Consider the following 22,342-nt stretch of genomic DNA (forward strand, 5'->3'; position numbering starts at 1 on the left):
CGGGGGTCTTCGTGTCGCACAGCGGTACCGCGACGGTGCTCACGACACAAGCGGAGTGCCGGGCCGGGCCGTTTCGGCGGGACCGTGGTATCAGACCTCGGTGGGAGCCGAGACGGACGGGAGCGCCTGCTGCTCCGCCGCCGCGGTCTTCTTCGTGGCCCGCTTGGTCGCGGTCTTCTTCGTGGTGGCCGCCTTCTTGGCGGTGGCGGTGGTGGCCTTCTTCGCCGCCGTCGCCTTCTTGGCGGTGGTCGCCTTCTTCGCCGCGGTCGCCTTCTTGGCCGGGGCCTTCTTGGCGGCCTTCTTGGCGGGAGCCTCCTCCGCCGGGGCGTCTTCCCCGGCCGGAGCGGCCGGAGCGGCCACCTCGGTCACCGGGGCCTCGACGACGACCACGGCCGCCTCCGCCGCGCCGGCCGGAGAACCGGCGGGCGCGGTGGCCTTGCGGGTGGCACGACGGCGCGGGCGGGCCGGAGCGGCGTCCGCGACGGGCGCCTCCTCGGCGACGGGCTCGGCGACGGGCTCGACGACCGGCGCGGACTCGACGACCGGCCCCGGGGCGGCCTCGGCCGGGGCGCCCGCCGGAGCGGTCGCCTTACGGGTCGCCCGGCGGCGGGTGCGGCCCTGGGGGGCCTCCTCCGCCGTCGGCTCCGCGGCGGCTTCGGCCACGGGGGCCGGGGCGGCCTCCACGACCGGCTGCGGGACCGGCGCCGTCTGGACGGGCGCGGGCTCGGCGACCGGCTCCGCTACGGCCTCGGCCACGGGGGCCGGCGCCGGGGCGGCCGCACCGCGCGGGGCGCCCGCCGGAGCGGTCGCCTTGCGGGTGGCACGGCGGCGGTTGCGGCGGCCGCTGATGCCCGCCTCGGCCTCGGCGGGGCTGCTGTACAGCTCCTCGTCCGCGACGAACTCCGGCTCGGGCAGCGCCCGCGGGGCGGCGGCCTCGGCCGCCACCTCGGCATCGCTCTCGGCCTCGGCCTCGGCCTCGAACTCCGCCTCGACGGTGTCGGTGTCGTGGTCGTGGTCGTGCTGGTCGAACTCGGACTTGCCACCGCGGCGCTTGGCGCGCTTGCCGTTGCCACCGCCGCCGACCACGGTCGGCGTCTCCATGTGGACGATGACGCCGCGGCCGTTGCAGTGGACGCAGGTCTCGGAGAAGGACTCCAGCAGACCCTGGCCCACCCGCTTGCGGGTCATCTGGACCAGGCCCAGCGAGGTGACCTCGGCGACCTGGTGCTTCGTCCGGTCGCGGCCCAGGCACTCCAGCATGCGCCGCAGGACCAGGTCGCGGTTGGACTCCAGGACCATGTCGATGAAGTCGATGACGACGATGCCGCCCAGGTCGCGCAGCCGCAGCTGGCGCACGATCTCCTCGGCCGCCTCCAGGTTGTTCCTGGTGACGGTCTCCTCGAGGTTGCCGCCCTGACCGGTGAACTTGCCGGTGTTGACGTCGATGACGATCATCGCCTCGGTCTTGTCGATCACAAGCGAGCCGCCCGAGGGCAGCCACACCTTGCGGTCGAGGGCCTTGGCGAGCTGCTCGTCGATCCGGTACGTCGCGAAGACGTCGACCTCGGAGGTCCAGCGGGACAGCCGGTTGGACAGGTCCGGGGCGACGTGCGCGACGTAGCCGTGGATGGTCTCCCAGGCCTGGTCACCGCTGACGATGACCTTCGAGAAGTCCTCGTTGAAGATGTCGCGCACGACGCGGACGGTCATGTCCGGCTCGCCGTACAGCAGGCTCGGGGAAGAGGTCGAGATCTGCTTCGACTTCTTCTGGATGTCCTCCCACTGGGCCTGGAGGCGCTCGACGTCGCGGCGCAGCTCGTCCTCGCTCGCGCCCTCGGCGGCGGTGCGCACGATGACGCCCGCGTCCTCGGGGACGATCTTCTTGAGGATGGTCTTCAGACGCGCGCGCTCGGTGTCGGGCAGCTTGCGGCTGATTCCGGTCATCGAGCCCTCGGGCACGTAGACCAGGTAGCGGCCGGGCAGCGAGACCTGGCTGGTCAGGCGGGCGCCCTTGTGGCCGATCGGGTCCTTGGTGACCTGCACCAGGACCGACTGGCCGGACTTGAGGGCGGACTCGATGCGGCGCGGCCCGTGGGCCATGCCGAGCGCCTCGAAGTTGACCTCTCCGGCGTACAGGACCGCGTTGCGGCCCTTGCCGATGTCGATGAAGGCGGCCTCCATCGACGGCAGCACGTTCTGGACCTTGCCCAGGTAGACGTTGCCGACGTACGAGGTGGCTTCTTCCTTGTTGACGTAGTGCTCGACGAGCACGTTGTCCTCGAGGACGCCGATCTGGGTGCGCTCGCCGGACTGGCGGACGACCATCACGCGCTCGACGGCCTCACGGCGGGCCAGGAACTCGGCCTCCGTGATGATCGGGACGCGGCGGCGGCCCTGCTCGCGGCCCTCGCGGCGGCGCTGCTTCTTCGCCTCCAGACGGGTCGAGCCCTTGATGGACTGGACCTCGTCGGAGGAGGTGGACGTGGACGCGGACTCCGCGCGCTCGCGGGCCGGGCGCGGCTCGCGGACCTTGACGACGGTGCGTACGCCGTCGTCCTCGCCGCCCTCGGCGGCGTCGGAGCCGGAGTCACCGCTGCGACGGCGACGGCGACGGCGGCGACGGCTGGAGCTGGAGCCGAGTGCGCCGGTGTCGTCGTCCTCGTCGTCCTCCTGCTCCTCGGCCTCCTGCTCGGGGGCCGGGGTCTCGGCCTCGTCCTCGGCGGAATCGTCGAGGTCGGCGGACTCGCCACGACGGCGGCGGCGGCCACCGCGGCGGCGACGGCGCGAGGGGCGCTCGCCCGACTCGTCGCCGTCGTCGAACTCGGCGGACTCCTCGTCGGTCTCGGCGGTCTCGGCCTCCGGCTCCTCCTCGGCGAGCACCTCGGGCAGGGAGACCGGGCCGCTCTCGGCGACCGGGGCGGCCTCGGCGGCGCCGCGACCGCGGCGACGACGGCGGCCGGCGGGCTGCGGGGCGGGGGTCTCGACGACCTCGGCCGGGGCGGCGGCCTCGGTGAGCTCGTCCTCCTCCTCGACCTCGTCGGCCGGGTCGGCGGCGCGGGCGGCCGCGGCGGCCATGGCGGCCGTCTCGGGGGTCTGGAACATCGGCTCGGCGAAGACCGGGGCCTGGAAGACGGCCACGGCGGGACGCGTGGCGCGGCGCGAGCGGGCCGGTGCGGCGGGCGCCGCTTCGGCCTCGGCAGCGGCGGCGGGCTCCGCGGCGGCGGCCGGGGCGCTGGTGGCCGGGGCGGCAGCGGCCGGGGCGGTGGTGGACCGGGTGGCGCGGCGGCGGCCGCCGCGCTTCGGGGAGTCCACGGCGTCGGCGACGGTGACGGCGCGGGCGGCGGCCTTCGGGGCCTCCTCCACGGCGGCGGGGGCCTCGTCCGCGACGGCGGCGGGCTGCCCGGCACCGGCCGGGGCGGCGACGGCGCGAGTGGCAAGGCGGCGGGTGCGCGGCGCCGGAGCGGCGGGCTCCTCGGCGGCGGGCTCCGCGGCGGCGACCGCGGCGGGGGCCTCGACGGCCGGGGCCGGGGCGGCGGCGGCCGGGGCGGCGACCGCGACGGCGGCGGGAGCCTCGGGGGCGGTCACGGCACGGGTGGCACGGCGACGGGCACGCGGGGCGGGAGCGGCCGGAGCCTCCTCCTCGACCACCGGCGCGGCTTCGGCCGGAGCGACGACAGCGGCGGCGGCCGGAGCCTCCGGCGCGGTCACGGCACGGGTCGCACGGCGACGGGCACGCGGCGCCGGAGCGGCGGACTCCTCCGCGACGACCGCGGCGGCGGGAGCGTCGACGGCCTGAGCCACAGCGGCCGGGGCGGCGGGAGCGACGGCGGCGGGAGTCTCGGGGGCGGTCACGGCACGCGTGGCACGGCGACGGGCACGAACGGGGGCGGCGGCCGGAGCGGCCTGCGCCTCGGGGGCGGCCGGAGCGGCCTCGGCCACCGGGGTGTTCTCGGCGGCGGTCGCGCCGGGCGGGCCCGCCGGCCGGGAGGCGGCGCGTCGACGCCTGCGCGGGGGCAGATTGTCGCTGGGGCTGCCGCTGTCGGCGTTACCGGGGGTGGTGGTGTTTTCGTTGTTGAGCATTGCGGGCGGTTCTCCCGTCACGCTCCCGGGCGCCGCGGCTGACATCCGGTCCGGCTCGGTTTCGCGTAATGAGCGCGGAACCGGCCTCCGGGGCGCGTTCGCCACACGGGAGCTGTAGTCCATGGCCGCCGGTTCCGTACGTGTGTGTGCGTACGGCCTGGCGGAAGTCTTCAGGTCAATTGCGCTGCCCGACCCAGGTGGCTCCCGAGTGCCAGGGCTGCGCGACGACGACGTTCCCTACGCGGCGGGACCTTCCGGCGCCTTCGCGTCGGCCGCTACGGCGGCCGTTTGTGGGGCGGCCGTGTCGGCCTCGCGGTCGGGCGCGAGCGGGTCGGTCACCGTGCCGGACTCCTCGTCGAAGAGCCCCTGCGCCAGCCTGGTCACCGCTGAGGGGACCGGCGGCGCCAGGTCGGCCACAGCTCGGAGACCGGACAGGACGTCGTCGGGTCGCACGGCAGGTGTCAGATGCCGAACAACCAGCCGCAGTATCGCACAAGCCTGGTCCAGCGGCCTATCAACCTGGGCGGAAAGCGCTTCCAGAGTGACCACCGCGCCGCGCGTGTCGAAGGTCCGCATGCCGTTCTTCGTCCGGCGCTGGACCTCCACCGTCTCGGCGGCGAGGAAGGCCGTGACGGCGCGTTCGGCCTCGGCCGGGTCCACTCCGTCCAGGCGCAGCTCCCACACGGAGGCGGTGAGGCGGTCGGCGAGGCCCGGGGTGCGGGCCTCCACGGCGTCGATGATGTCGAGGCCGGTCGGCATCGACTCGTCGAGCAGCGCGCGCAGCTTCTCGGGGTCGCGCGGTGCGGCGAGGGCGATCTCGAGGTACTCGGCCTCGCTGCCGGTCCCGGTCGGGGCGGCGTTGGCGTACGAGACGCGGGGGTGCGGGGTGAAGCCGGCCGAGTACGCCATGGGCACCTCGGCGCGGCGCAGGGCCCGCTCGAACGCCCGCTGGAAGTCGCGGTGGCTGGTGAACCGGAGGCGGCCGCGCTTGGTGTAGCGCAGTCGGATGCGCTGCACCACCGGTGCGGGTGGCGGGCCTTCGGGCTGTCGCTTGCCCAGTGGTTCTCTCCTTGTGCGGGGCTCCGCGGCCGGCGCGTCGCCCTGAGGTCTGGGGGGCCTGCGGGCCACGCCCCGCCTCCGGCTCACCCCTGCCGTTCGTGGAGGGAGATCTCGGGAGCGGGCGTGTTGCCTGCGGCCTTCGTACTACCCAGAGTACGCGCCCGTGACCTCGCCGGTTCCCGGGAAGGGGTACCGAACAGTGCCTGCCGTACGCCCGCACGCGCCTCCCGCACCGCGGCGCGTGCCGTGCGCCACATCTCGCGCGCGAAATGCCCGGCGGGTGTGGCGACCTGCCGGTAGGCCCAGGCCGCGGGCCGGGCGACGAGCCCGCGCCACAGCAGGAGCAGCCCGCGCCCGATGGCCCGGCTGACGCGGCCGGCCAGCCGCCAGGCGGAGAGGAGGAGATGTCCGAGGGGCGTGAGCACGTACGCGTACAGCCCGCGCGCGGTCCGGGCGAGGCCCCGGCCGAGCGGGGCCAGCAGGTAGCGGTACGCCGCGGCGGCTCCGGGGACCACCAGGTACCGCCAGGCGGCGGCCCACGGCCACACCAGCAGGGCCTTGGCCAGCCAGGCGAGGCCGCGCCCGGCGGGGACCAGGACGTGGCGCCACAGCGCGGCCCACGGCCAGACGAACACGGCGCGCAGGAGCACGGGGAGGAACCGGGCGAGGCCGTGCCCGGCCGGGGTGAGGACGCGGTGGTACAGCCACCGGGCCAGTCGGCCGGCGCCACGGGCCGGCGGAACCAGCAGGTGGCGGTAGCCGGCGGCGAGGAACCGGAGGATGCCGGTGCCGAGCGGCCGGAGCACGTACCGGCCCAGCGCCCGGACCGCCCGTACGAGCCCGTGTCCGGCCGGGTGCAGCAGGTGCCGGAGCAGTCCCCGGCCGAGCGGGGCCAGGACGTGGCGCCACAGCCAGACCCACGGCCACACGAACACGGCCTTCGCCAGCCACTCGACCAGCACGGCCGCCCACCGCCCGCACCACGCGAGCCCGCGGCCGAACGGGGCCAGGACGTGGCGCCACAGCGCGGAACCGGCGGGTACGAGGACGTGGCGCCACGCGGCGGCCCACGGCCAGTAGAAGACTGCCTTCGCCAGCCACTCCACCACCAGCGCCGCCCACCGCCCGCACCACGCGAGCCCGCGGCCGAGGGGGGCCAGGAGGTACCGGTACAGCCGCGCGAACAGCCAGGCCACCGCGTCGCCGGCCGGCCGCAGGGCGCGGCGGTGCACGGCGCGGGCGCAGAGGACCAGCAGGTCCCAGACCATCCGCAGTGGCAGCAGGACGAGCACCGCCACGATCCGTACGGGGATCCGCACGACGGCGAAGACACACCCCTGGCCCTCCGGCCGGGCGAGGGGCCCGGGCCCGGGATCCGGGTCGGGATCGGGGCCCGGTCGTTTCCGCATGTCGACGATCATGTCCCTGACGACGCACGGGAGGCCCCCACCGTTGCGGGTGGGGGCCTCCCGATGCGCAGGTGTTACGCGGCGCTCGCCGAGCCGTCCGGGCGGACGGCCGCCTGGAGAGCGGCTACTTCACGACCGTGAGCGGCAGCAGCTTCTTGCCGGTGGGGCCGATCTGGATGTCGAGGTCGAGCTGCGGGCACACGCCGCAGTCGAAGCACGGGGTCCAGCGGCAGTCCTCGACCTCGGTCTCGTCGAGGGCGTCCTGCCAGTCTTCCCAGAGCCAGTCCTTGTCGAGACCGGAGTCGAGGTGGTCCCACGGCAGGACCTCCTCGTACGTGCGCTCGCGGGTCGTGTACCAGGCGACGTCCACACCGTGCGCGGGCAGCGCCTTGCCGGCCGCCTCCATCCAGCGGTCGTAGCTGAAGTGCTCGCGCCAGCCGTCGAAGCGGCCGCCGGACTCGTACACGGCGCGGATGACGTCGCCGACGCGGCGGTCGCCGCGCGAGAGCAGGCCCTCGACGACGCCGGGCTTTCCGTCGTGGTAGCGGAAGCCGATGGAGCGGCCGTACTTCTTGTCCCCGCGGAGCTTGTCCCGGAGCTTGCCGAGGCGGGCGTCCGTCTCCTCCGCCGACAGCTGCGGAGCCCACTGGAACGGGGTGTGCGGCTTCGGCACGAATCCGCCGATCGACACCGTGCAGCGGATGTCGTTCTGGCCGGAGACCTCGCGGCCCTTGGCGATGACGTTGACCGCCATGTCGCCGATCTGGAGCACGTCCTCGTCGGTCTCGGTCGGCAGGCCGACCATGAAGTACAGCTTCACCTGGCGCCAGCCGTTGCCGTACGCCGTGGAAACGGTCCGGATCAGGTCCTCTTCGGAGACCATCTTGTTGATGACCTTGCGCATGCGCTCGGAGCCGCCCTCGGGGGCGAAGGTCAGGCCGGAGCGGCGCCCGTTGCGGGTGAGCTCGTTGGCCAGGTCCACGTTGAAGGCGTCCACGCGGGTCGACGGGAGGGACAGGCCCACCTTGTCGTCGGAGTAGCGGTCCGCGAGGCCCTTGGCGATGTCGGCGATCTCGGAGTGGTCCGCGGAGGACAGCGACAGCAGGCCGACCTCCTCGAAGCCGGTCGCCTTCAGGCCCTTCTCGACCATCTCGCCGATGCCGGTGATGCTTCGCTCCCGCACGGGGCGCGTGATCATGCCGGCCTGGCAGAAACGGCAGCCGCGGGTGCAGCCGCGGAAGATCTCCACCGACATCCGCTCGTGGACGGTCTCGGCGAGGGGGACCAGCGGCTGCTTCGGGTACGGCCACTCGTCGAGGTCCATGACGGTGTGCTTGGACACGCGCCACGGCACGCCGGAGCGGTTCGGGACGACGCGGCCGATGCGGCCGTCGGGCAGGTACTCGACGTCGTAGAAGCCCGGGACGTAGACGCCGCCGGTCTTCGCGAGGCGCAGCAGGACTTCCTCGCGTCCGCCCGGACGGCCCTCGGCCTTCCAGGCGCGGATGATCTCGGTCATGTCGAGGACGGCCTGCTCGCCGTCGCCGATGACCGCGCAGTCGATGAACTCCGCGATCGGCTCGGGGTTGAAGGCCGCGTGGCCGCCCGCGAGGACGATCGGGTGGTCGACGGTGCGGTTGCGGGCCTCCAGCGGGATGCCCGCGAGGTCCAGGGCGGTGAGCATGTTGGTGTAGCCGAGCTCGGTGGAGAAGGAGAGCCCGAAGACGTCGAACGCCGACACCGGGCGGTGGGAGTCGACGGTGAACTGGGGCACCTTGTGCTCGCGCATCAGCTCTTCGAGGTCCGGCCACACGCTGTACGTGCGCTCGGCGAGGACGCCCTCGCGCTCGTTCAGCACCTCGTACAGGATCATGACGCCCTGGTTGGGCAGCCCGACCTCGTACGCGTCCGGGTACATGAGCGCCCAGCGGACGTCACAGGCGTCCCAGTCCTTGACGGTGGAGTTCAGCTCTCCGCCTACGTACTGGATCGGCTTCTGGACGTGCGGAAGCAGGGCCTCGAGCTGAGGGAAGACCGACTCGGTCATCACGCGACTTTCGTGAAGCGGGCAGGGGGCGACTCTCAAGCGTACCCCGGGGCACACCCGCCCCTCCCCGCATGATCATCCGAGCGCGGCCCGCAGTGCCGGGTCGGCCGCCGTGGCCCAGACGTCGGGGAGTTCGCGTTCGCGGCGCTCGGCCAGGGCCTCCTCGCGTCCGTACAGGACGCCCCAGGTGAAGCCGGGTTCCCCGGCTCCCTGTGCCTGGGCGGCGAGGCCGCGCAGGGCTTCGCGGGCCACCACGCCGTCCTGGTGGTCGCCGAGCAGGGACTGCACCGACTTCATCTCCCCGGCGAGCCGCTTCGCCGGTTTGCCGAGCGCGGGGACGGCGGCCTCGGCCGCGTACCGGGCGCGCTTGGCGGCCTTGCGGGCCTCGTGCAGGGCCAGGTCGCGGCCGTGGCCCCGCTCCATGGCCAGCGCGTCCCCGACCCGGCCGGCGAGGCGCTCTACGTCGTGGATCACGGCCGCGGGCAGCACCTCGCGCGCGGGCCGGACGGCGGCGTCGCGCAGTGGCGGGTCGTCCAGCAGCGCGTCGAGGGAGTCCAGCAGGGCGACGTACCTCGCGCCGTCGAGCACGGCCAGGGCCCGGCGCCGCGATCCGGCGCGGCGGGTGGTGTTCCACACGCGCAGGCGGCTGCGGACCGGGCCCGTGACCAGGGGGCGCGGGAGCTCGCCCAGGCGGGTCTGGATCCGCTCAAGGAGGACCTCCTGGTCGCGGTCGACGCCGAGTTCGGCGGCCAGCCAGCGCAGTTCCTCGCCGACCGGGTCGGTGACGTCGCGGTCGAGCACCTTGCGGTAGGTCTTGAAGGCGCTGCGCAGCCGGCGGGTGGCGACCCGCATCTGGTGGACGGAGTCGGGCAGGTTCCGCCGGACGGCCGGGTCCTGGGCGACGAGCGTGTCGCGCTGCGCGCGCAGGTACGCGAGCACCTGGGCGCCCGCCGTCGCGTCCGGTCGGGCGTCCCCGGGCCGGGCGGGGGGTTCGACTCCCGTCTCGGCGAGGGCCCGGGCGAGTTTGGAGGGGGCGTCGGAGACCTTGAGCCCGGCCTTGCGGAAGGTCTTCTCGACCGCGTCGAGCAGTGCGGGGTCCACTCCGTCGGCGAGTTCCACCTCGACTTCGGTCCAGGTCGCGGTGGCGTCGCCGCGCTCGGCGCGGACCGCGTCGGTGGCCAGTTCCGCGAGGAGGGCGCCGTCGGCGCCGAGGAGGTGGCTGAGCCGGCGCGAGGAGACCAGCCGGACCTGCGGGGCCAGGCCCGCGTCGCGGACGCGGGAGCGGACCAGTGCGGCGAGGGAGCCGGGGAGGGCGTCGCCGAGCGGGGCCCCGATCTCGTCGCGGACGCCTGGGGAGACGGGCAGTTTGAGGTGCCAGCCGGCGTCCGCGCCACCGGTTCTGCGGCGCAGGGTCAGGCCGTCGGCGGCGAGCCGCCGGTCGGGGGTGTCGTAGTAGACGGCGTCGAGTTCGACGGTGCCCTGTTCGGTCACGGACGTGATCCCGGCCGTGCCCGTCAGGTCCGGTACCTCGCCGCGGGCCGGCCCGGAGCCTTTCTTGCCGGCCCGCGTGAACTCGAATTTCCGCTCGATCTCGCGCTTCGTGTCCGCCATGGACCGAATTTAGTCCTGAACGGGACGTGACTCCAGGGTGAACGGGGCATTAGGCCGACAACGGCCGTTGCACCTTGATCGACTGCAGCAGCCCGACGGCGACCCAGACGGCGAACATCGATGACCCTCCGTACGAGACGAAGGGCAGCGGGAGCCCGGCCACCGGCATGATCCCGAGGGTCATCCCGATGTTCTCGAAGGACTGGAACGCGAACCAGGCGATGATGCCCGCGCACACGATGGTCCCGTAGAGCTCGGTGGTCTCGCGGGCGATCATGCAGGCCCGCCACAGGATGACGCCGAGCAGGACGAGGATGAGCCCGGCACCGATGAAGCCGAGCTCCTCCCCCGCGACCGTGAAGACGAAGTCGGTCTGCTGCTCCGGCACGAACTGGCCGGTGGTCTGCGATCCCTTGAAGAGCCCGGAGCCGGTCAGTCCGCCCGAGCCGATGGCGATGCGGGCCTGGTTGGTGTTGTAGCCGACACCCGCCGGGTCCAGCTCGGGGTTGGCGAAGGCGGCGAAGCGGTTGATCTGGTACTCGTCGAGGACGCCGAGCTGCCAGATCAGGATGGCTCCGCCGGCGCCCGAGCCGAGCAGGCCCAGCACCCACCGGTTGGAGGCCCCGGAGGCCAGCAGGACGCCGAGCACGATGACGACCATCACCATGACGGAGCCGAGGTCGGGCATCAGCATGACGATGCCCATGGGGGCGGCCGCCAGGCACAGGGCCTTGACGACCGTGCGGTGGTCGGGATGGGAGAGGTCTCCCGCGTCCACCCGGGTGGCCAGCAGCATCGCCATGACCAGGATGATCGTGATCTTCACGAACTCGGAGGGCTGGAGGGAGAATCCGCCTCCGATCACGATCCACGCGTGGGCGCCGTTGATGGTGGCGCCGAGCGGGGTGAGGACGGCGAGGATGAGCACCAGCGAGAGCCCGTACAGCACGGGCACCGCGCCGCGCAGGGTGCGGTGGCCGAGCCAGACGGTGCCGATCATCAGGACGAGGCCGATGCCGGTGTTCAGCGCGTGCCGGAACAGGAAGTAGTACGGGTCGCCCTGGTTGAGCTGGGTCCGGTTGCGGGTCGCCGACCACACCAGCAGGGCGCCGATGAGGGACAGCGCGAGGGCGGACAGGAGTATCGGCCAGTCGAGCCGGCGCACGACGGAGTCGCGGGCGGTGATCCTGGCCATCGCCCCGCGCTGCTCGGGCGCGTACCGGGAGACGGAGAACTTGTTGGCGGTCTGCATGTCCTTCAGTCCTGCCGTGCGGGGGGTGGTCCGGCGAGTGCGGGCGGCGCGACATCCTCCGGGGACGGCGGCACGTACGGCTTGATGTCGGGGGCTTCGATGGAGCCGTCGGGCAGGACCCGGGGCAGCTTCGCCTCCGGCTTGAGCAGCAGGGCCTTCCTCGGGTCCTGCTTGCCCTCCATGTCGAGGCCGTAGATGGCGTTGTAGATGGTGCGGACGGCGGGGCCGGAGGCTCCGGAGCCGGTGCCGCCCTGGGAGATGGTCATGACGATCGCGAAGTCGTCGGTGTACGTGGCCAGCCACGAGGTGGTCTGCTTGCCGTAGACCTGGGCGGTGCCGGTCTTGGCCCGCATCGGGATCTTGTCCAGCGGCCAGCCGCCGAACCGCCAGGCGGCGGTGCCTCCGGGCTCGACCACGGAGCGCAGGCCCTTGTCGAGGTCCCTGACGGTCTGGGCGTCGATCGGCAGCCTGCCGTGGGCCTGGGGCTTGATCATCTCGACGTGCTTGCCGTCGGCGCTGATCACTGCCTTGCCGACGGTGGGGTTGTAGAGGGTGCCCCCGTTGCTGATGGCCGAGTAGGCGGTGGCCATCTGGATGGGGGTGACGAGGACGTCGCCCTGGCCGATGGCGAAGTTGATGCTGTCGAACGCCTTGAGCTGGTTGCCCTCGAGGCAGCTCTCGTACGCGATCTGCTCGACGTACGTGCCGCCCTTCTTGCCCTGCTTGCACCAGGCGTTCTTGTTGGCCGCCCAGAAGTTCTTCTTCCACCGCCGGTCGGGGATGCGGCCGGTGACCTCGTTCGGCAGGTCGATCCGCGTCTCGGACCCGAGCCCGAATTCGCGGGCGGTCCGGTAGAACCAGTCGTGGGCGTCCTTCTTGGGCTGGAGCCCGCCGTCGTGCTGCCACTCCTTGTGCCCGAGGGCGTAGAAGACGGTGTTGCAGGAGAACTTGAGGGCGTCGCCGAGGGTGATGGGGCCGTGTCCCTTGGACTCGAAGTTCGCGAAGCTGCGACCGCCGAGGCTGTAGGAACTGCTGCAGTTGTACTTGTCGTCGAAGGCGTAGCCGGCCCGCACGGCCGCGCTGGCCGACACCACCTTGAAGATGGAGCCCGCGGGGGCCTGGCCCTGGATGGCCCGGTTGAGCAGCGGGTAGTTGGACTTCTGGCTGGTGAGCCTGGCGTAGTCCGTGGCCGAGATGCCGCCGACCCAGGCGTTGGGGTCGTAGTCGGGCTGGGAGGCCATCGCGACGACCCGGCCGGTCTTGACCTCCATGACGACGACCGCGCCCGAGTCGGCCTCGTACTTGCGTCCGGTGATCTTGTCGGTCTCGTTGCGGACCGTCTTCATCGCCTGCTGGAGCTCGTACTCGGCGACGGCCTGGACCCGGGCGTCGATGCTGGTGACGAGGGTGGACCCGGCCACGCCCGGGTCGGACTTGGTCTGCCCCATGACCCGGCCGAGGTTGTCGACCTCGTACGAGGTGACCTGCGCCTTTCCGCGCAGCTCCTTGTCATAGGTCCGTTCGATTCCGGAACGGCCCACCTGATCGGAGCGCAGGTGCGGCGAGTCGGTGTCCTTGGCCTTCTTGATCTCGTCGTCGGTGACCGGCGAGAGGTAGCCGAGCACCTGCGCGGTCCGGGTGCCGGCGGGCGCCGGGTAGCGGCGGACGGCGGTGGGCTCCGCGGTGATGCCGGGGAACTCCTCGGGGCGTTCGCGGAGCTGCAGCGCCTGCTGCGTGGTGGCCTCGAGCGTGACCGGGATCGGCTGGTACGGGGAGCCGTTCCAGCAGGGCGCGGGGGTCCGGGAGTCACAGAGCCGGACCTTGTCCATGACCTCTTGGGGGCTCATGTCCAGGACGCCGGCGAGACGGGTCATGACGCCCTTGCCCCGGTCCGGCATCTTCATCAGGGCGGTACGGCTGGCGGAGACGACGAGGCGGGTCTCGTTGTCGGCGAGCGCGACCCCGCGGGCGTCGAGGATCGAGCCGCGCACGGCCGGCTGGACCACTTGCTGGACGTGGTTGCTCTTGGCCTCGTCGTAGTACTCCTGCCCGTTGCGTACCTGGAGGTACCACAGGCGCCCGGCGAGGGTGAGGAACATCGAGAGGACGAGTACCTGGATCATGACAAGCCTGATGCGCACCCGGGAGGTGCGGCCGGTTTCCGGAGAGTTGGTCACCGCTGCTCCCTCGTCACAGTTTCTTGACGCTCTTGACGCTCTTCACGACCTTGACGCCCTTTATGCGGCCGGCCCGGTTGGCGCGTCCGCGCGCGGTCTTCATCCGCAGTCCGCCGCGCTGGCTGCCGATGCGCAGGCCGGTGCCGCCGGCCAGCCAGCCGGCGGAGACGTCCTTGCTCTGGGCCGGCCCGCCACCGGCCTCGACGGCCATCGGGTCGTTCTCGGCCCGCCGGGCCAGCGCCATGATGAACGGCACGGTGAAGGGCGCGAGCAGCAGGTCGTACAGGGTCGCGGTGAACAGCAGACCGGTCAGGCCCACGTGGCGGGCGGCGGTGTCGCCCACGAGGGCGCCCACTCCCGCGTAGAGCAGCGTGGAGGCGACCGCGGCGCCGACCACCGTCAGCATGGGGCCCCAGGCGGAGCGGAACCGCCCGCTGTCGGGGCGGACCAGGCCGGCCACGTAGCCGATGAGGCAGAGCACGAGCGCGTAGCGCCCGGCGGCGTGGTCGGCGGGCGGGGCCAGGTCGGTGAGGAGGCCCGCGGCGAAGCCGATGAGGGCGCCGGTGACGTGCCCGTACACGAGTGCGAGGGCGACGACGGTGAGCAGGACCAGGTCGGGTACGGCGCCGGGCAGTTGGAGCCGGCCCAGGACGGTGACCTGGACGACGAGGGCGACCACCACGAGGGTGGCCGAGAGCAGGATCCGGTTGAAGCGCATGGGCGGTCTGCTCCTACTCGTCGGCCGGCTTGCCGGCCACACCGGCCGACGCGGACGGGGTGACCGTCACGGTGACGGTCGGGGTGGGCTTGGGGGCCTCGGGCTTGGGGGGAAGGACGGCGTCGCGCGGGTCCTCGCGCGGCGGCATGACGACGACGCCGACGATGTCCAGGCGCGAGAAGGAAACGGCCGGCTTCACCCAGACGGTGCGCGTCAGGTCGCCGCGCGAGGGGTCGACCTTGACGACCTCGCCGATCGGCACGCCGGGCACGAAGGGCTTGTTGCCGCGCGAGCCGAAGGTCACGAGGCGGTCGCCGGGGTTGATCTTGGCCTTGCCGTTGAGCATCTGGACGGACATCGCGCGGTCGCCCTGGCCGGTGGCGAAGCCGAGTTCGCCGGTCTTCTCAAGCCGCGTGCCGACGGTGAAGTCGGGGTCGTTGGCGAGGACGACGGTGGCGGTGTCGGGGCCCACGGTGGAGACCCGGCCGACGAGCCCGTCCCCGTTCAGGACGGTCATGTCGCGCTCGATGCCGTCCTTGCTCCCGGCGTCGATGGTGACGGTCCAGGAGAAGCCCTGGGCCGCTCCTATGGCGATGACCTCGGCGCCCTTGATTCCGTACTGTCCGGCGCCGGCCCGCTTGAGCATCTCGTCGAGCTCGCGGACACGGCTGCGGTTCTGGTCCTCGCTGCCCAGCGTGGCCTTCAGACGGGCGTTCTCGCGCTCCAGTACGGCGATGCGGTTGTGGCGCTCGCCGGAGTCCCGTACCGCCCCTATGGCGTTGGCGACCGGATCGACGGCCGTCGACACGCCCTTCTCGACCGGGCCGAAGACCGTTGCGGCGGCTTGCCGGGCACCGTCGACCGGAGACTCCTCGCCCGCTCTGATGTCCACCGTGATCAATGCGAACGCGATGGCGATCAGAAGCACCAGGAGCAGCCGGCTTTCTCGTGTGTCCCTCACGTGCGGCGGCGTGCCTTCCTCGTAGAGATGTGCGAGCGGCGTAGCCGCTCCCGTGGAGCCGGTGCTGTCATCGGGGCGGTGGATGCGCTCCGTTGGAGCCGGGGCTCGCACAGGTCTTTTGCCTGTATATCAACGATCCGCCGCACGGGCGCGGCAGCACCCGTACGGCGGATTCTTGTGTTCCGCGCGGTCCCCGGCCCCGGGGGTCCGCATCAGCGGCGGGGCTGGGCGTCCAGGACCTGCTGGAGCGCCTCGAACTCCTCGACGCACTTGCCGGAGCCGAGCGCGACGGAGTCGAGCGGATCCTCGGCGATGTGGATCGGCATGCCCGTCTCGCGGCGCAGCCGCTCGTCGAGGCCGCGCAGCAGGGCGCCGCCACCGGTGAGGACGATGCCGCGGTCCATGATGTCGCCGGAGAGCTCCGGGGGGCACTTGTCGAGCGTCGTCTTGACCGCGTCGACGATGGCGTTGACGGGCTCCTCGATGGCCTTGCGGACCTCCGCGGCCGAGATGACCACGGTCTTGGGCAGGCCCGAGACGAGGTCGCGGCCGCGGATCTCGGTGTGCTCGTCCTTGTCGAGGTCGTACGCCGAGCCAATGGTGATCTTGATCTGCTCGGCCGTGCGCTCACCGAGGAGGAGCGAGTACTCCTTCTTGATGTGCTGGATGATCGCGTTGTCCAGCTCGTCGCCGGCCACCCGGATGGACTGTGCCGTGACGATTCCGCCGAGGGAGATGACGGCGACCTCGGTGGTGCCGCCGCCGATGTCCACGACCATGTTGCCGGTGGCCTCGTGGACGGGCAGGCCCGATCCGATGGCGGCGGCCATGGGCTCTTCGATGATGTGCACCTGACGGGCGCCGGCCTGCGTGGACGCCTCGATGACGGCTCGGCGCTCCACTCCCGTGATGCCGGAGGGCACACAGACCACGACGCGCGGACGGGCCAGGTAGCGGCGCTTGTGGATCTTGAGGATGAAGTACCGGAGCATTCGCTCGGTGATCTCGAAGTCGGCGATCACGCCGTCCTTGAGGGGCCGCACGGCGACGATGTTGCCGGGCGTGCGCCCGATCATCTTCTTCGCCTCGGAGCCGACCGCCAGGATGCCGCCGGTGTTCGTGTTGATGGCGACCACGGACGGCTCGTTCAGGACGATCCCCCGGCCCCGCACGTACACCAGCGTGTTGGCGGTCCCGAGGTCGATCGCCATGTCACGGCCGATGAACGACATGTAGTTCCCCTTGTTCCCCATGAGGAGCGTCTGGCCTTCCAGTTGATAGCGGCTGCTGTCAGGTCGGCGAGGTGGGTGTGTGGGTGGAGGCCCCATCGTAGTGCCGGGAGTGCGGACACCGCGCGACGGGACTCCGGCAAACCCGCCGGAACGGATACCCGCCCCCTTAGTGGTGACGTCGTGTTCTGCCCAGTCGTTCCCGGTCGCCGCCGGAAATACCGGAGGGCGACCGAAATTACTTCGGTCGCCCCAGGTCATGAGCGCTATTTGGCTGATGTCACGTCAGTGGGGGGTACTCACAGAGCGGGGAAGAACAGCTTCAGCTCACGCGCGGCGGACTCCTCGGAGTCGGAGGCGTGGATGAGGTTCTCGCGGGTGATCGTGCCGAAGTCGCCCCGGATGGAGCCGGGCGCCGCGGCGATCGGGTCGGTGGGTCCGGCCAGCTGGCGGACACCCTCGATCACGCGTTCCCCTTCCACCACCAGGGCGACGACGGGACCGCTCGACATGAAGCCCATGAGGGGCTCGTAGAACGGCTTGCCCTTGTGCTCGCCGTAGTGCGCCTCCAGGGTCTCCTGGTCCAGCGTGCGCAGCTCCAGCGCGGGAACGGTCCAGCCGGCCTTCCGCTCGATCCGGCCGATGATCTCGCCGATCAGGCCACGCCGGACGGCGTCGGGCTTGAGCAGGACGAGGGTGCGCTGGGTCATGGTGAGGCTCCTTGCGGCATACGGGTGCGGTGGGACGAATCTACAGGGCCGATGCGGTGAACCGTCACGCAGCGTCAGGCGCCGCGGGTGCCTCCTGCGCGGCCGCCCAACGCGCCTTGATCGTGTCGATCCTGCGCCCGTAGTGCACCGAGCACCACCACAGGCCGGCGAACACCGCGCCCAGGAAGAACATCGTCGGAACGACGAACCCGCTCGCGATCAGCCCGATCTGCAGGGCCCAGCCCAGCTGCACCGCCCCGGGCCGCGACAGCATCCCGCAGAGCAGCACCGACAGCAGCATCGTGACGCCGCAGACCGTCCAGACCTCCGCCTGGGTCAGGTCCGGGTTCTTCATGGCCACCAGGCCGGCGAACCCGATCACGAAGAACTCGCCGATCAGCGTGCTCGCACACAGCGTGCGCATCCTCAGCCCCTCTTCAGCAGCAGGCGGGCCTCGCCCACCGTGATCACGGAACCGGTCACCAGGACCCCGGCCCCTCCGTACTCGGCCTCTTCCTCCGCCAGGGTGATCGCCGCCTCCAGGGCGTCGTCGAGCCGCGGCTCGACCTGCACCCGGTCCGCGCCGAAGACCTCGACCGCGACGCCCGCCAGCTCGTCCGCGCCCATGGCCCGGTGACTGGAGTTCTCCGTCACCACCACCTCCGCGAAGATCGGCTCGAACGCCTCCAGCACCCCGCGGACGTCCTTGCCCTCGCTCGCTGCCACGACCCCGACCAGCCGGCTGAAGCCGAACGACTCGGTGACCGCCTCCGCGGTGGCCGCCGCGCCCGCCGGGTTGTGCGCCGCGTCCAGGACCACCGTCGGGCTGCGCCGCACGACCTCCATCCGGCCCGGCGACGTCACCGCGGCGAAGGCCTTCCGTACGGTCTCCACGTCCAGCACCCGCGCGTGCTCCTGGCCGACGCCGAAGAACGCCTCGACGGCGGCCAGCGCCACCGCCGCGTTGTGCGCCATGTGGGCGCCGTACATCGGCAGGAAGATCCCGTCGTACTCGCCGCCCACGCCGCGCAGCGTCAGCTGCTGCCCGCCGACCGCGACCTCGCGCGAGACGACGCCGAACTCCATGCCCTCGCGGGCCACCGTCGCGTCGACCTCGACGGCCCTCTTCAGGAGCACCTGCGCCGCGTCCACCGGCTGCTGCGCCAGGATGACGGTGGCGCCCTGCTTGATGACGCCGCCCTTCTCCTGGGCGATCTCGCCGGGGGTGGAGCCGAGCCGGTCGGTGTGGTCCAGGCTGATCGGGGTGACCACCGCGACCGCCCCGTCGATGACGTTGGTCGCGTCCCAGGTACCGCCCATGCCGACCTCGACCACGGCCGCGTCGACCGGGGCGTCCGCGAAGGCCGCGTACGCCATGCCGGTGAGCACCTCGAAGAACGACAGCCGGTACTCCTGCGCGGCGTCGGTCATCTCCACGTACGGCTTGATGTCGTGGTACGTCTCCACGAACCGCTCGGCGGTGATCGGCGCCCCGTCGAGGCTGATCCGCTCGGTGACCGACTGGACGTGCGGGCTGGTGTAGCGGCCGGTGCGCAGCTCGAAGGCGTTCAGCAGGCACTCGATCATGCGGGCCGTGCTGGTCTTGCCGTTGGTACCGGTCACGTGGATCGAGGGGTACGCGCGCTGCGGCTCGCCCAGCAGGTCCATCAGCGCCGCGATGCGCGTCACGGACGGCTCCAGCTTGGTCTCGCCCCAGCGGGTCGCGAGCTCCTGCTCCACCTCCTGGAGCGCCTTCGCGGTCTCCGGGTCGGTGGGGTGGGCGGGTACCGGGTCCTTCTGGGGCGGTCCGGCCTGGGCGCGCAGGGTGCGGCTCCCGGCCTCGATCACCGCCAGGTCGGGATCGCGGTCGGACTCTTCGGCCACGATCCGGTCGAACTCGTCGGGGAGGCGGTCAAGATCGTCGGGGCCGTGGCTCTCGGGCTGCTGCTCACTCACGGGCCCAGTCTACGGACGGCGGCCCGCGAGACCTTCGGCCCGGTCGTTTCAGGACCTTCGGCGTGAAGGGCGACCAGATCGTTATGCAAGCCTTGCGAGCAGGAGATTGGGGAACAAATGCCGCAGGTCAGCACCAACAAGACAGCTTCCAGCCGCGACATAGGAATCGACCTGGGGACCGCCAACACCCTCGTCTACGCCCGGGGACACGGAATCGTCCTCAACGAGCCCTCCGTCGTCGCCGTCCGGGCCGGTACGACCACCGCCCTGGCCGTCGGGACGGAAGCCAGGGAGACCATCGGCCGCACCCCCGGCTCCATCACCGCGATCCGCCCCCTCAAGGGCGGTGTGATCTGCGACTACGAGGCCGCCGAGGAGATGATCCGGCACTTCGTCCGCAAGGCGGTCCCCGGCCGGCGGACCCGCACCCGGATGGTGATCTGCGTACCCTCCGGTGTCACCCCGGTCGAGCGGCGGGCCATCGTCCACGCCTCGACGCGGGCGGGCGCCAGGACCGTGCACCTGATCGAGGAGCCGATGGCGGCGGCGATCGGGGCCGGGCTGCCGGTGGCCGAGGCGCGCGGCTCGATGGTCGTGGACATCGGCGGCGGCACCTGCGAGGTCGCCGTCATCTCGCTGGGCGGCATCGTCACCTCGCGCTCGCTCCGGGTCGGCGGCGACCGGCTCGACGCGGCGGTCATCGACCACGTCCGCAAGGAGCACGGCCTGCTCATCGGCGAGCGCACCGCCGAGGACGCCAAGGTGGCCATCGGATCGGCGTGGCCCGTGCCCGGCCGGCCCGAACTGGAGACCCGGACCTTCACCGTGCGCGGCCGCGAGAGGGTCGGCGGGATGCCCAAGACCCTCCGGCTGACCGCCACCGATGTACGGGCGGCGCTCGACGAGCCCGTCGAGGCGGTCATCGCGGCCGTCCGCGCCACTCTGGAGGAGTGCCCGCCGGAGCTGTCGGGCGACGTGATGGAGCACGGCATCGTGCTGACCGGAGGCGGCGCGCTGCTGCCGGGCCTGGACCTGCGGATGGCCTCCGCGACCGGCATCCCGGTCTTCGTGGCGGACAACCCGCTGGACTGCGTGGCCCTGGGCTCGGGCAAGTGCGTCGAGGACCTGGACACCCTGGAAGGGGCCCGGTTCGCCTCCGGGGTGCTGCGGGCCTGACCCGTACGGCCGTCAGCCGCGCGGCAGGGTCGCGACCACGAGGTACGACGCCTCCGTGCGGGTGGCGGTCAGCGTGCCGCCCAGGCTCCGGACGCGCTCCGCCATGCTCGCCGTACCCGAGCCCGCCGAGACCGGGGCGCGGCCGGGGGTCCGGTCGGGCAGCCCGTTGCTCACGGCGATCCGCACCTGCGGGCCGTCCGCCGCGACCGAGACCTCGATGGTCTCCCCGCGCGCGTGCTTCGCGGCGTTGGTCAGGCACTCCTGGACCACCCGGTAGACCGCCGCCTGGCGCAGCGGCGACAGCGCGTGCGCGTCCGGGTCCAGCACGAGCCGTACGGGCGACCCGGCCCGCCCGCTCTCCTCGGCGAGGGCCGGGAGCCCGTCGACGCCCGGGGTCGCGGCCCGCTCCCCGCGCTGCACGATGATGTCGTTGAGCACCAGGTGGGCCCGGCGCGCGGTGTCGGCCAGCTCCTCGAAGTCCTGGGCGTACGCCGTCCGGCGCGCCCGCACCGACAGCACCTCGGAGCGCACGGTCAGCAGGGTCAGCTCCCGCCCGACGAAGTCGTGGACGTCGCGGGCCACGGAGGTGCGCTCCTCCTGGACGGCCTGGAGGACGGCGGACTCGGCCCGCCGGGCGGTCAGCTCGGCCACCAGGTCGTGGCGGTAGGCGGCGATCCCGACGGCCGAGGCGAGCACCCCGATGGGCACGACCAGGCTGAGGAAGGCGCTGAGGGTCTCGACCCGCGGCTCGGGCCAGCCCGGCAGCAGGAACATCACCAGGGCGAAGGCCACGTAGGCCGTGGTGGCCAGGATCCCGGCCCGGCGCCCGCGGTAGCGGCCCACCGAGTACAGCGCGAACTGGATCAGGGTCAGCTCGTGCAGCCAGCCGATGAACAGCAGCGCGGCGAGGAAGGAGAGCCAGGGCATCCGGCGCCGCAGCAGCAGGGTCGAGCAGCCGGCGGCGAGGACGCCGGCGGCGAGCGGGCCGTTGAGCGAGTTGTCCGCGGCGGCCAGGCCCGGCAGGTCCAGCGACATCAGGCCCAGGCAGCCGAGCGCGGTGAGCACGTCCAGCGCCCTCGGCGAGCCCGCCCAGCACTCGGCGAGCCGACGGCCGGTGGCCACGGCCCAGTGGAGCGCCGAGGCGACGGGCTTGACGTGCATGCCCTCCATCATCCGGGGTCGGCCGGGCGGATCGGATCCGGTCGGACCGGATAAAAAGTGATATGAGGCACTCCGGACGGGCCGGAACCAGGGCCGGACGACCCTGCGTGCCGGAGTCCTTCCGCTCTGCCGCCGGGCCGCCCGCCGTTCGTAGGGTCGGGGCAATGAGCCCCGACGCCCCTCTCCCCGCCCGGTCCGCCCGGTCCGCACGGTCCGCCCGGTCCGCCCGGGGCACGGGCCTGCTCCTGCTCGTCGGCGGCCTGATCGGCACGCTGGCCTCGGGCGTCCTGACGTACGACCGGCTGCGCACCCTGGAGGACCCCCTCTTCTCCCCCGGGTGCAACGTGAACGCGGTCCTCAGCTGCGGCGACGTGATGGCCACCTGGCAGAGCAACCTGCTGGGTTTCCCCAACATGCTGCTCGGCCTCGCCGGCTTCGCCGCCCTCGCGGGCCTGGGCCTGGCCCTGGTCGCCGGGGCGGTCCTCCCCCGCCGGCTCTGGCTGGGCCTGTGGGCCGCGATCGCCGCGGGCTTCGCCTTCACGGTGTGGCTGATCGGGCAGTGCCTGTACGTCATCGGGGCGCTGTGCCCGTGGTGCGTGGCCGTCTGGGCGGTGATGATCCCTCTGTTCTGGTACGTCACCCGGCACCTGGCGAAACCCGGCTCGGTGCTGCGGGCGGTCCCGCACTGGCTGGTGCCGCTCACCCTGTACGCGGTGCTGGCCGCGCTGATCGCGGCGGAGTTCGGCAGCCGCCTCCTGTGACGCCCGGCTGGGCTGCGGGGCGCCCCCGCCGGGGG

Annotated in this window: 16 protein-coding genes; 2 read left to right on the plus strand and 14 right to left on the minus strand. The window is 72.6% G+C overall.

Annotated features, from left to right (window positions below):
* Positions 1-90: 90 nt before the first annotated feature.
* The 13 genes from ABT106_RS23335 to folC form a co-directional block, all read right to left on the minus strand.
* On the minus strand, positions 91-4,080 hold the full coding sequence (locus ABT106_RS23335) for an Rne/Rng family ribonuclease (RefSeq protein ID WP_351280534.1): 3,990 nt from the start codon (positions 4,078-4,080) through the stop codon (positions 91-93).
* Positions 4,081-4,317: 237 nt separating this feature from the next.
* Positions 4,318-5,097 carry a TIGR03936 family radical SAM-associated protein gene (locus ABT106_RS23340; RefSeq protein WP_351280537.1) on the minus strand — a complete coding sequence of 260 codons (780 nt, stop codon included), beginning with the start codon at positions 5,095-5,097 and terminating at the stop codon, positions 4,318-4,320.
* Between the two features lie 125 nt (positions 5,098-5,222).
* A complete protein-coding gene (locus ABT106_RS23345; RefSeq protein ID WP_351280540.1) occupies positions 5,223-6,548 on the minus strand; it encodes a hypothetical protein in 1,326 nt (441 codons plus the stop codon).
* A gap of 124 nt (positions 6,549-6,672) precedes the next feature.
* Positions 6,673-8,598 (minus strand): TIGR03960 family B12-binding radical SAM protein, encoded by a 1,926-nt coding sequence (locus ABT106_RS23350; protein ID WP_351280542.1) that lies wholly within the window; start codon positions 8,596-8,598, stop codon positions 6,673-6,675.
* Positions 8,599-8,670: 72 nt separating this feature from the next.
* On the minus strand, positions 8,671-10,206 hold the full coding sequence (locus ABT106_RS23355) for a CYTH and CHAD domain-containing protein (protein ID WP_351280545.1): 1,536 nt from the start codon (positions 10,204-10,206) through the stop codon (positions 8,671-8,673).
* 49 nt (positions 10,207-10,255) lie between these two features.
* Positions 10,256-11,458 carry a rod shape-determining protein RodA gene (gene rodA, locus ABT106_RS23360; protein ID WP_351280547.1) on the minus strand — a complete coding sequence of 401 codons (1,203 nt, stop codon included), beginning with the start codon at positions 11,456-11,458 and terminating at the stop codon, positions 10,256-10,258.
* Positions 11,459-11,463: 5 nt separating this feature from the next.
* Entirely contained in the window at positions 11,464-13,635 is a 2,172-nt protein-coding gene (mrdA, locus tag ABT106_RS23365) for a penicillin-binding protein 2 (protein WP_351280549.1), read from the minus strand.
* Between the two features lie 13 nt (positions 13,636-13,648).
* Positions 13,649-14,353, minus strand: coding sequence for a rod shape-determining protein MreD (gene mreD, locus ABT106_RS23370; protein ID WP_351280551.1), 705 nt, complete (start codon positions 14,351-14,353; stop codon positions 13,649-13,651).
* Positions 14,354-14,366: 13 nt separating this feature from the next.
* On the minus strand, positions 14,367-15,314 hold the full coding sequence (gene mreC, locus ABT106_RS23375; protein ID WP_267718583.1) for a rod shape-determining protein MreC: 948 nt from the start codon (positions 15,312-15,314) through the stop codon (positions 14,367-14,369).
* A 212-nt stretch (positions 15,315-15,526) separates the two neighbouring features.
* On the minus strand, positions 15,527-16,546 hold the full coding sequence (locus ABT106_RS23380) for a rod shape-determining protein (RefSeq protein WP_008738981.1): 1,020 nt from the start codon (positions 16,544-16,546) through the stop codon (positions 15,527-15,529).
* Positions 16,547-16,842: 296 nt separating this feature from the next.
* Positions 16,843-17,253, minus strand: coding sequence for a nucleoside-diphosphate kinase (ndk, locus tag ABT106_RS23385; RefSeq protein ID WP_351280554.1), 411 nt, complete (start codon positions 17,251-17,253; stop codon positions 16,843-16,845).
* A 64-nt stretch (positions 17,254-17,317) separates the two neighbouring features.
* Positions 17,318-17,677, minus strand: coding sequence for a DUF4233 domain-containing protein (locus ABT106_RS23390; RefSeq protein WP_267718585.1), 360 nt, complete (start codon positions 17,675-17,677; stop codon positions 17,318-17,320).
* Between the two features lie 2 nt (positions 17,678-17,679).
* Complete coding sequence (folC, locus tag ABT106_RS23395; protein WP_502979464.1) at positions 17,680-19,209, minus strand: bifunctional tetrahydrofolate synthase/dihydrofolate synthase; 1,530 nt, start codon at positions 19,207-19,209, stop codon at positions 17,680-17,682.
* A gap of 117 nt (positions 19,210-19,326) precedes the next feature.
* Here folC and ABT106_RS23400 point away from each other — a divergent pair, with 117 nt between their 5' ends.
* Positions 19,327-20,385 (plus strand): rod shape-determining protein, encoded by a 1,059-nt coding sequence (locus ABT106_RS23400; RefSeq protein ID WP_351280557.1) that lies wholly within the window; start codon positions 19,327-19,329, stop codon positions 20,383-20,385.
* A 12-nt stretch (positions 20,386-20,397) separates the two neighbouring features.
* Here ABT106_RS23400 and ABT106_RS23405 read toward each other — a convergent pair whose 3' ends face one another.
* Entirely contained in the window at positions 20,398-21,546 is a 1,149-nt protein-coding gene (locus ABT106_RS23405) for a sensor histidine kinase (RefSeq protein ID WP_351280559.1), read from the minus strand.
* A gap of 164 nt (positions 21,547-21,710) precedes the next feature.
* Here ABT106_RS23405 and ABT106_RS23410 point away from each other — a divergent pair, with 164 nt between their 5' ends.
* Complete coding sequence (locus ABT106_RS23410; protein ID WP_351280562.1) at positions 21,711-22,307, plus strand: vitamin K epoxide reductase family protein; 597 nt, start codon at positions 21,711-21,713, stop codon at positions 22,305-22,307.
* The last annotated feature ends 35 nt before the right edge of the window (positions 22,308-22,342 follow it).

Source organism: Streptomyces sp. NPDC002044 (genome assembly GCF_040296725.1).
Lineage (GTDB): Bacteria > Actinomycetota > Actinomycetes > Streptomycetales > Streptomycetaceae > Streptomyces > Streptomyces antarcticus.

What these genes read in the sequence shown, in the direction of transcription:
- ABT106_RS23400 (WP_351280557.1), top strand. Translation starts at nt 19,327, where the DNA reads ATGCCGCAGGTCAGCACCAACAAGACAGCTTCCAGCCGCGACATAGGA.
- ndk (WP_351280554.1), bottom strand. Translation starts at nt 17,253, where the DNA reads ATGACCCAGCGCACCCTCGTCCTGCTCAAGCCCGACGCCGTCCGGCGT.
- ABT106_RS23380 (WP_008738981.1), bottom strand. Translation starts at nt 16,546, where the DNA reads ATGTCGTTCATCGGCCGTGACATGGCGATCGACCTCGGGACCGCCAAC.
- rodA (WP_351280547.1), bottom strand. Translation starts at nt 11,458, where the DNA reads ATGCAGACCGCCAACAAGTTCTCCGTCTCCCGGTACGCGCCCGAGCAG.
- ABT106_RS23410 (WP_351280562.1), top strand. Translation starts at nt 21,711, where the DNA reads ATGAGCCCCGACGCCCCTCTCCCCGCCCGGTCCGCCCGGTCCGCACGG.
- ABT106_RS23355 (WP_351280545.1), bottom strand. Translation starts at nt 10,206, where the DNA reads ATGGCGGACACGAAGCGCGAGATCGAGCGGAAATTCGAGTTCACGCGG.
- mreD (WP_351280551.1), bottom strand. Translation starts at nt 14,353, where the DNA reads ATGCGCTTCAACCGGATCCTGCTCTCGGCCACCCTCGTGGTGGTCGCC.
- ABT106_RS23390 (WP_267718585.1), bottom strand. Translation starts at nt 17,677, where the DNA reads ATGCGCACGCTGTGTGCGAGCACGCTGATCGGCGAGTTCTTCGTGATC.
- ABT106_RS23335 (WP_351280534.1), bottom strand. Translation starts at nt 4,080, where the DNA reads ATGCTCAACAACGAAAACACCACCACCCCCGGTAACGCCGACAGCGGC.
- ABT106_RS23345 (WP_351280540.1), bottom strand. Translation starts at nt 6,548, where the DNA reads ATGCGGAAACGACCGGGCCCCGATCCCGACCCGGATCCCGGGCCCGGG.
- ABT106_RS23405 (WP_351280559.1), bottom strand. Translation starts at nt 21,546, where the DNA reads ATGCACGTCAAGCCCGTCGCCTCGGCGCTCCACTGGGCCGTGGCCACC.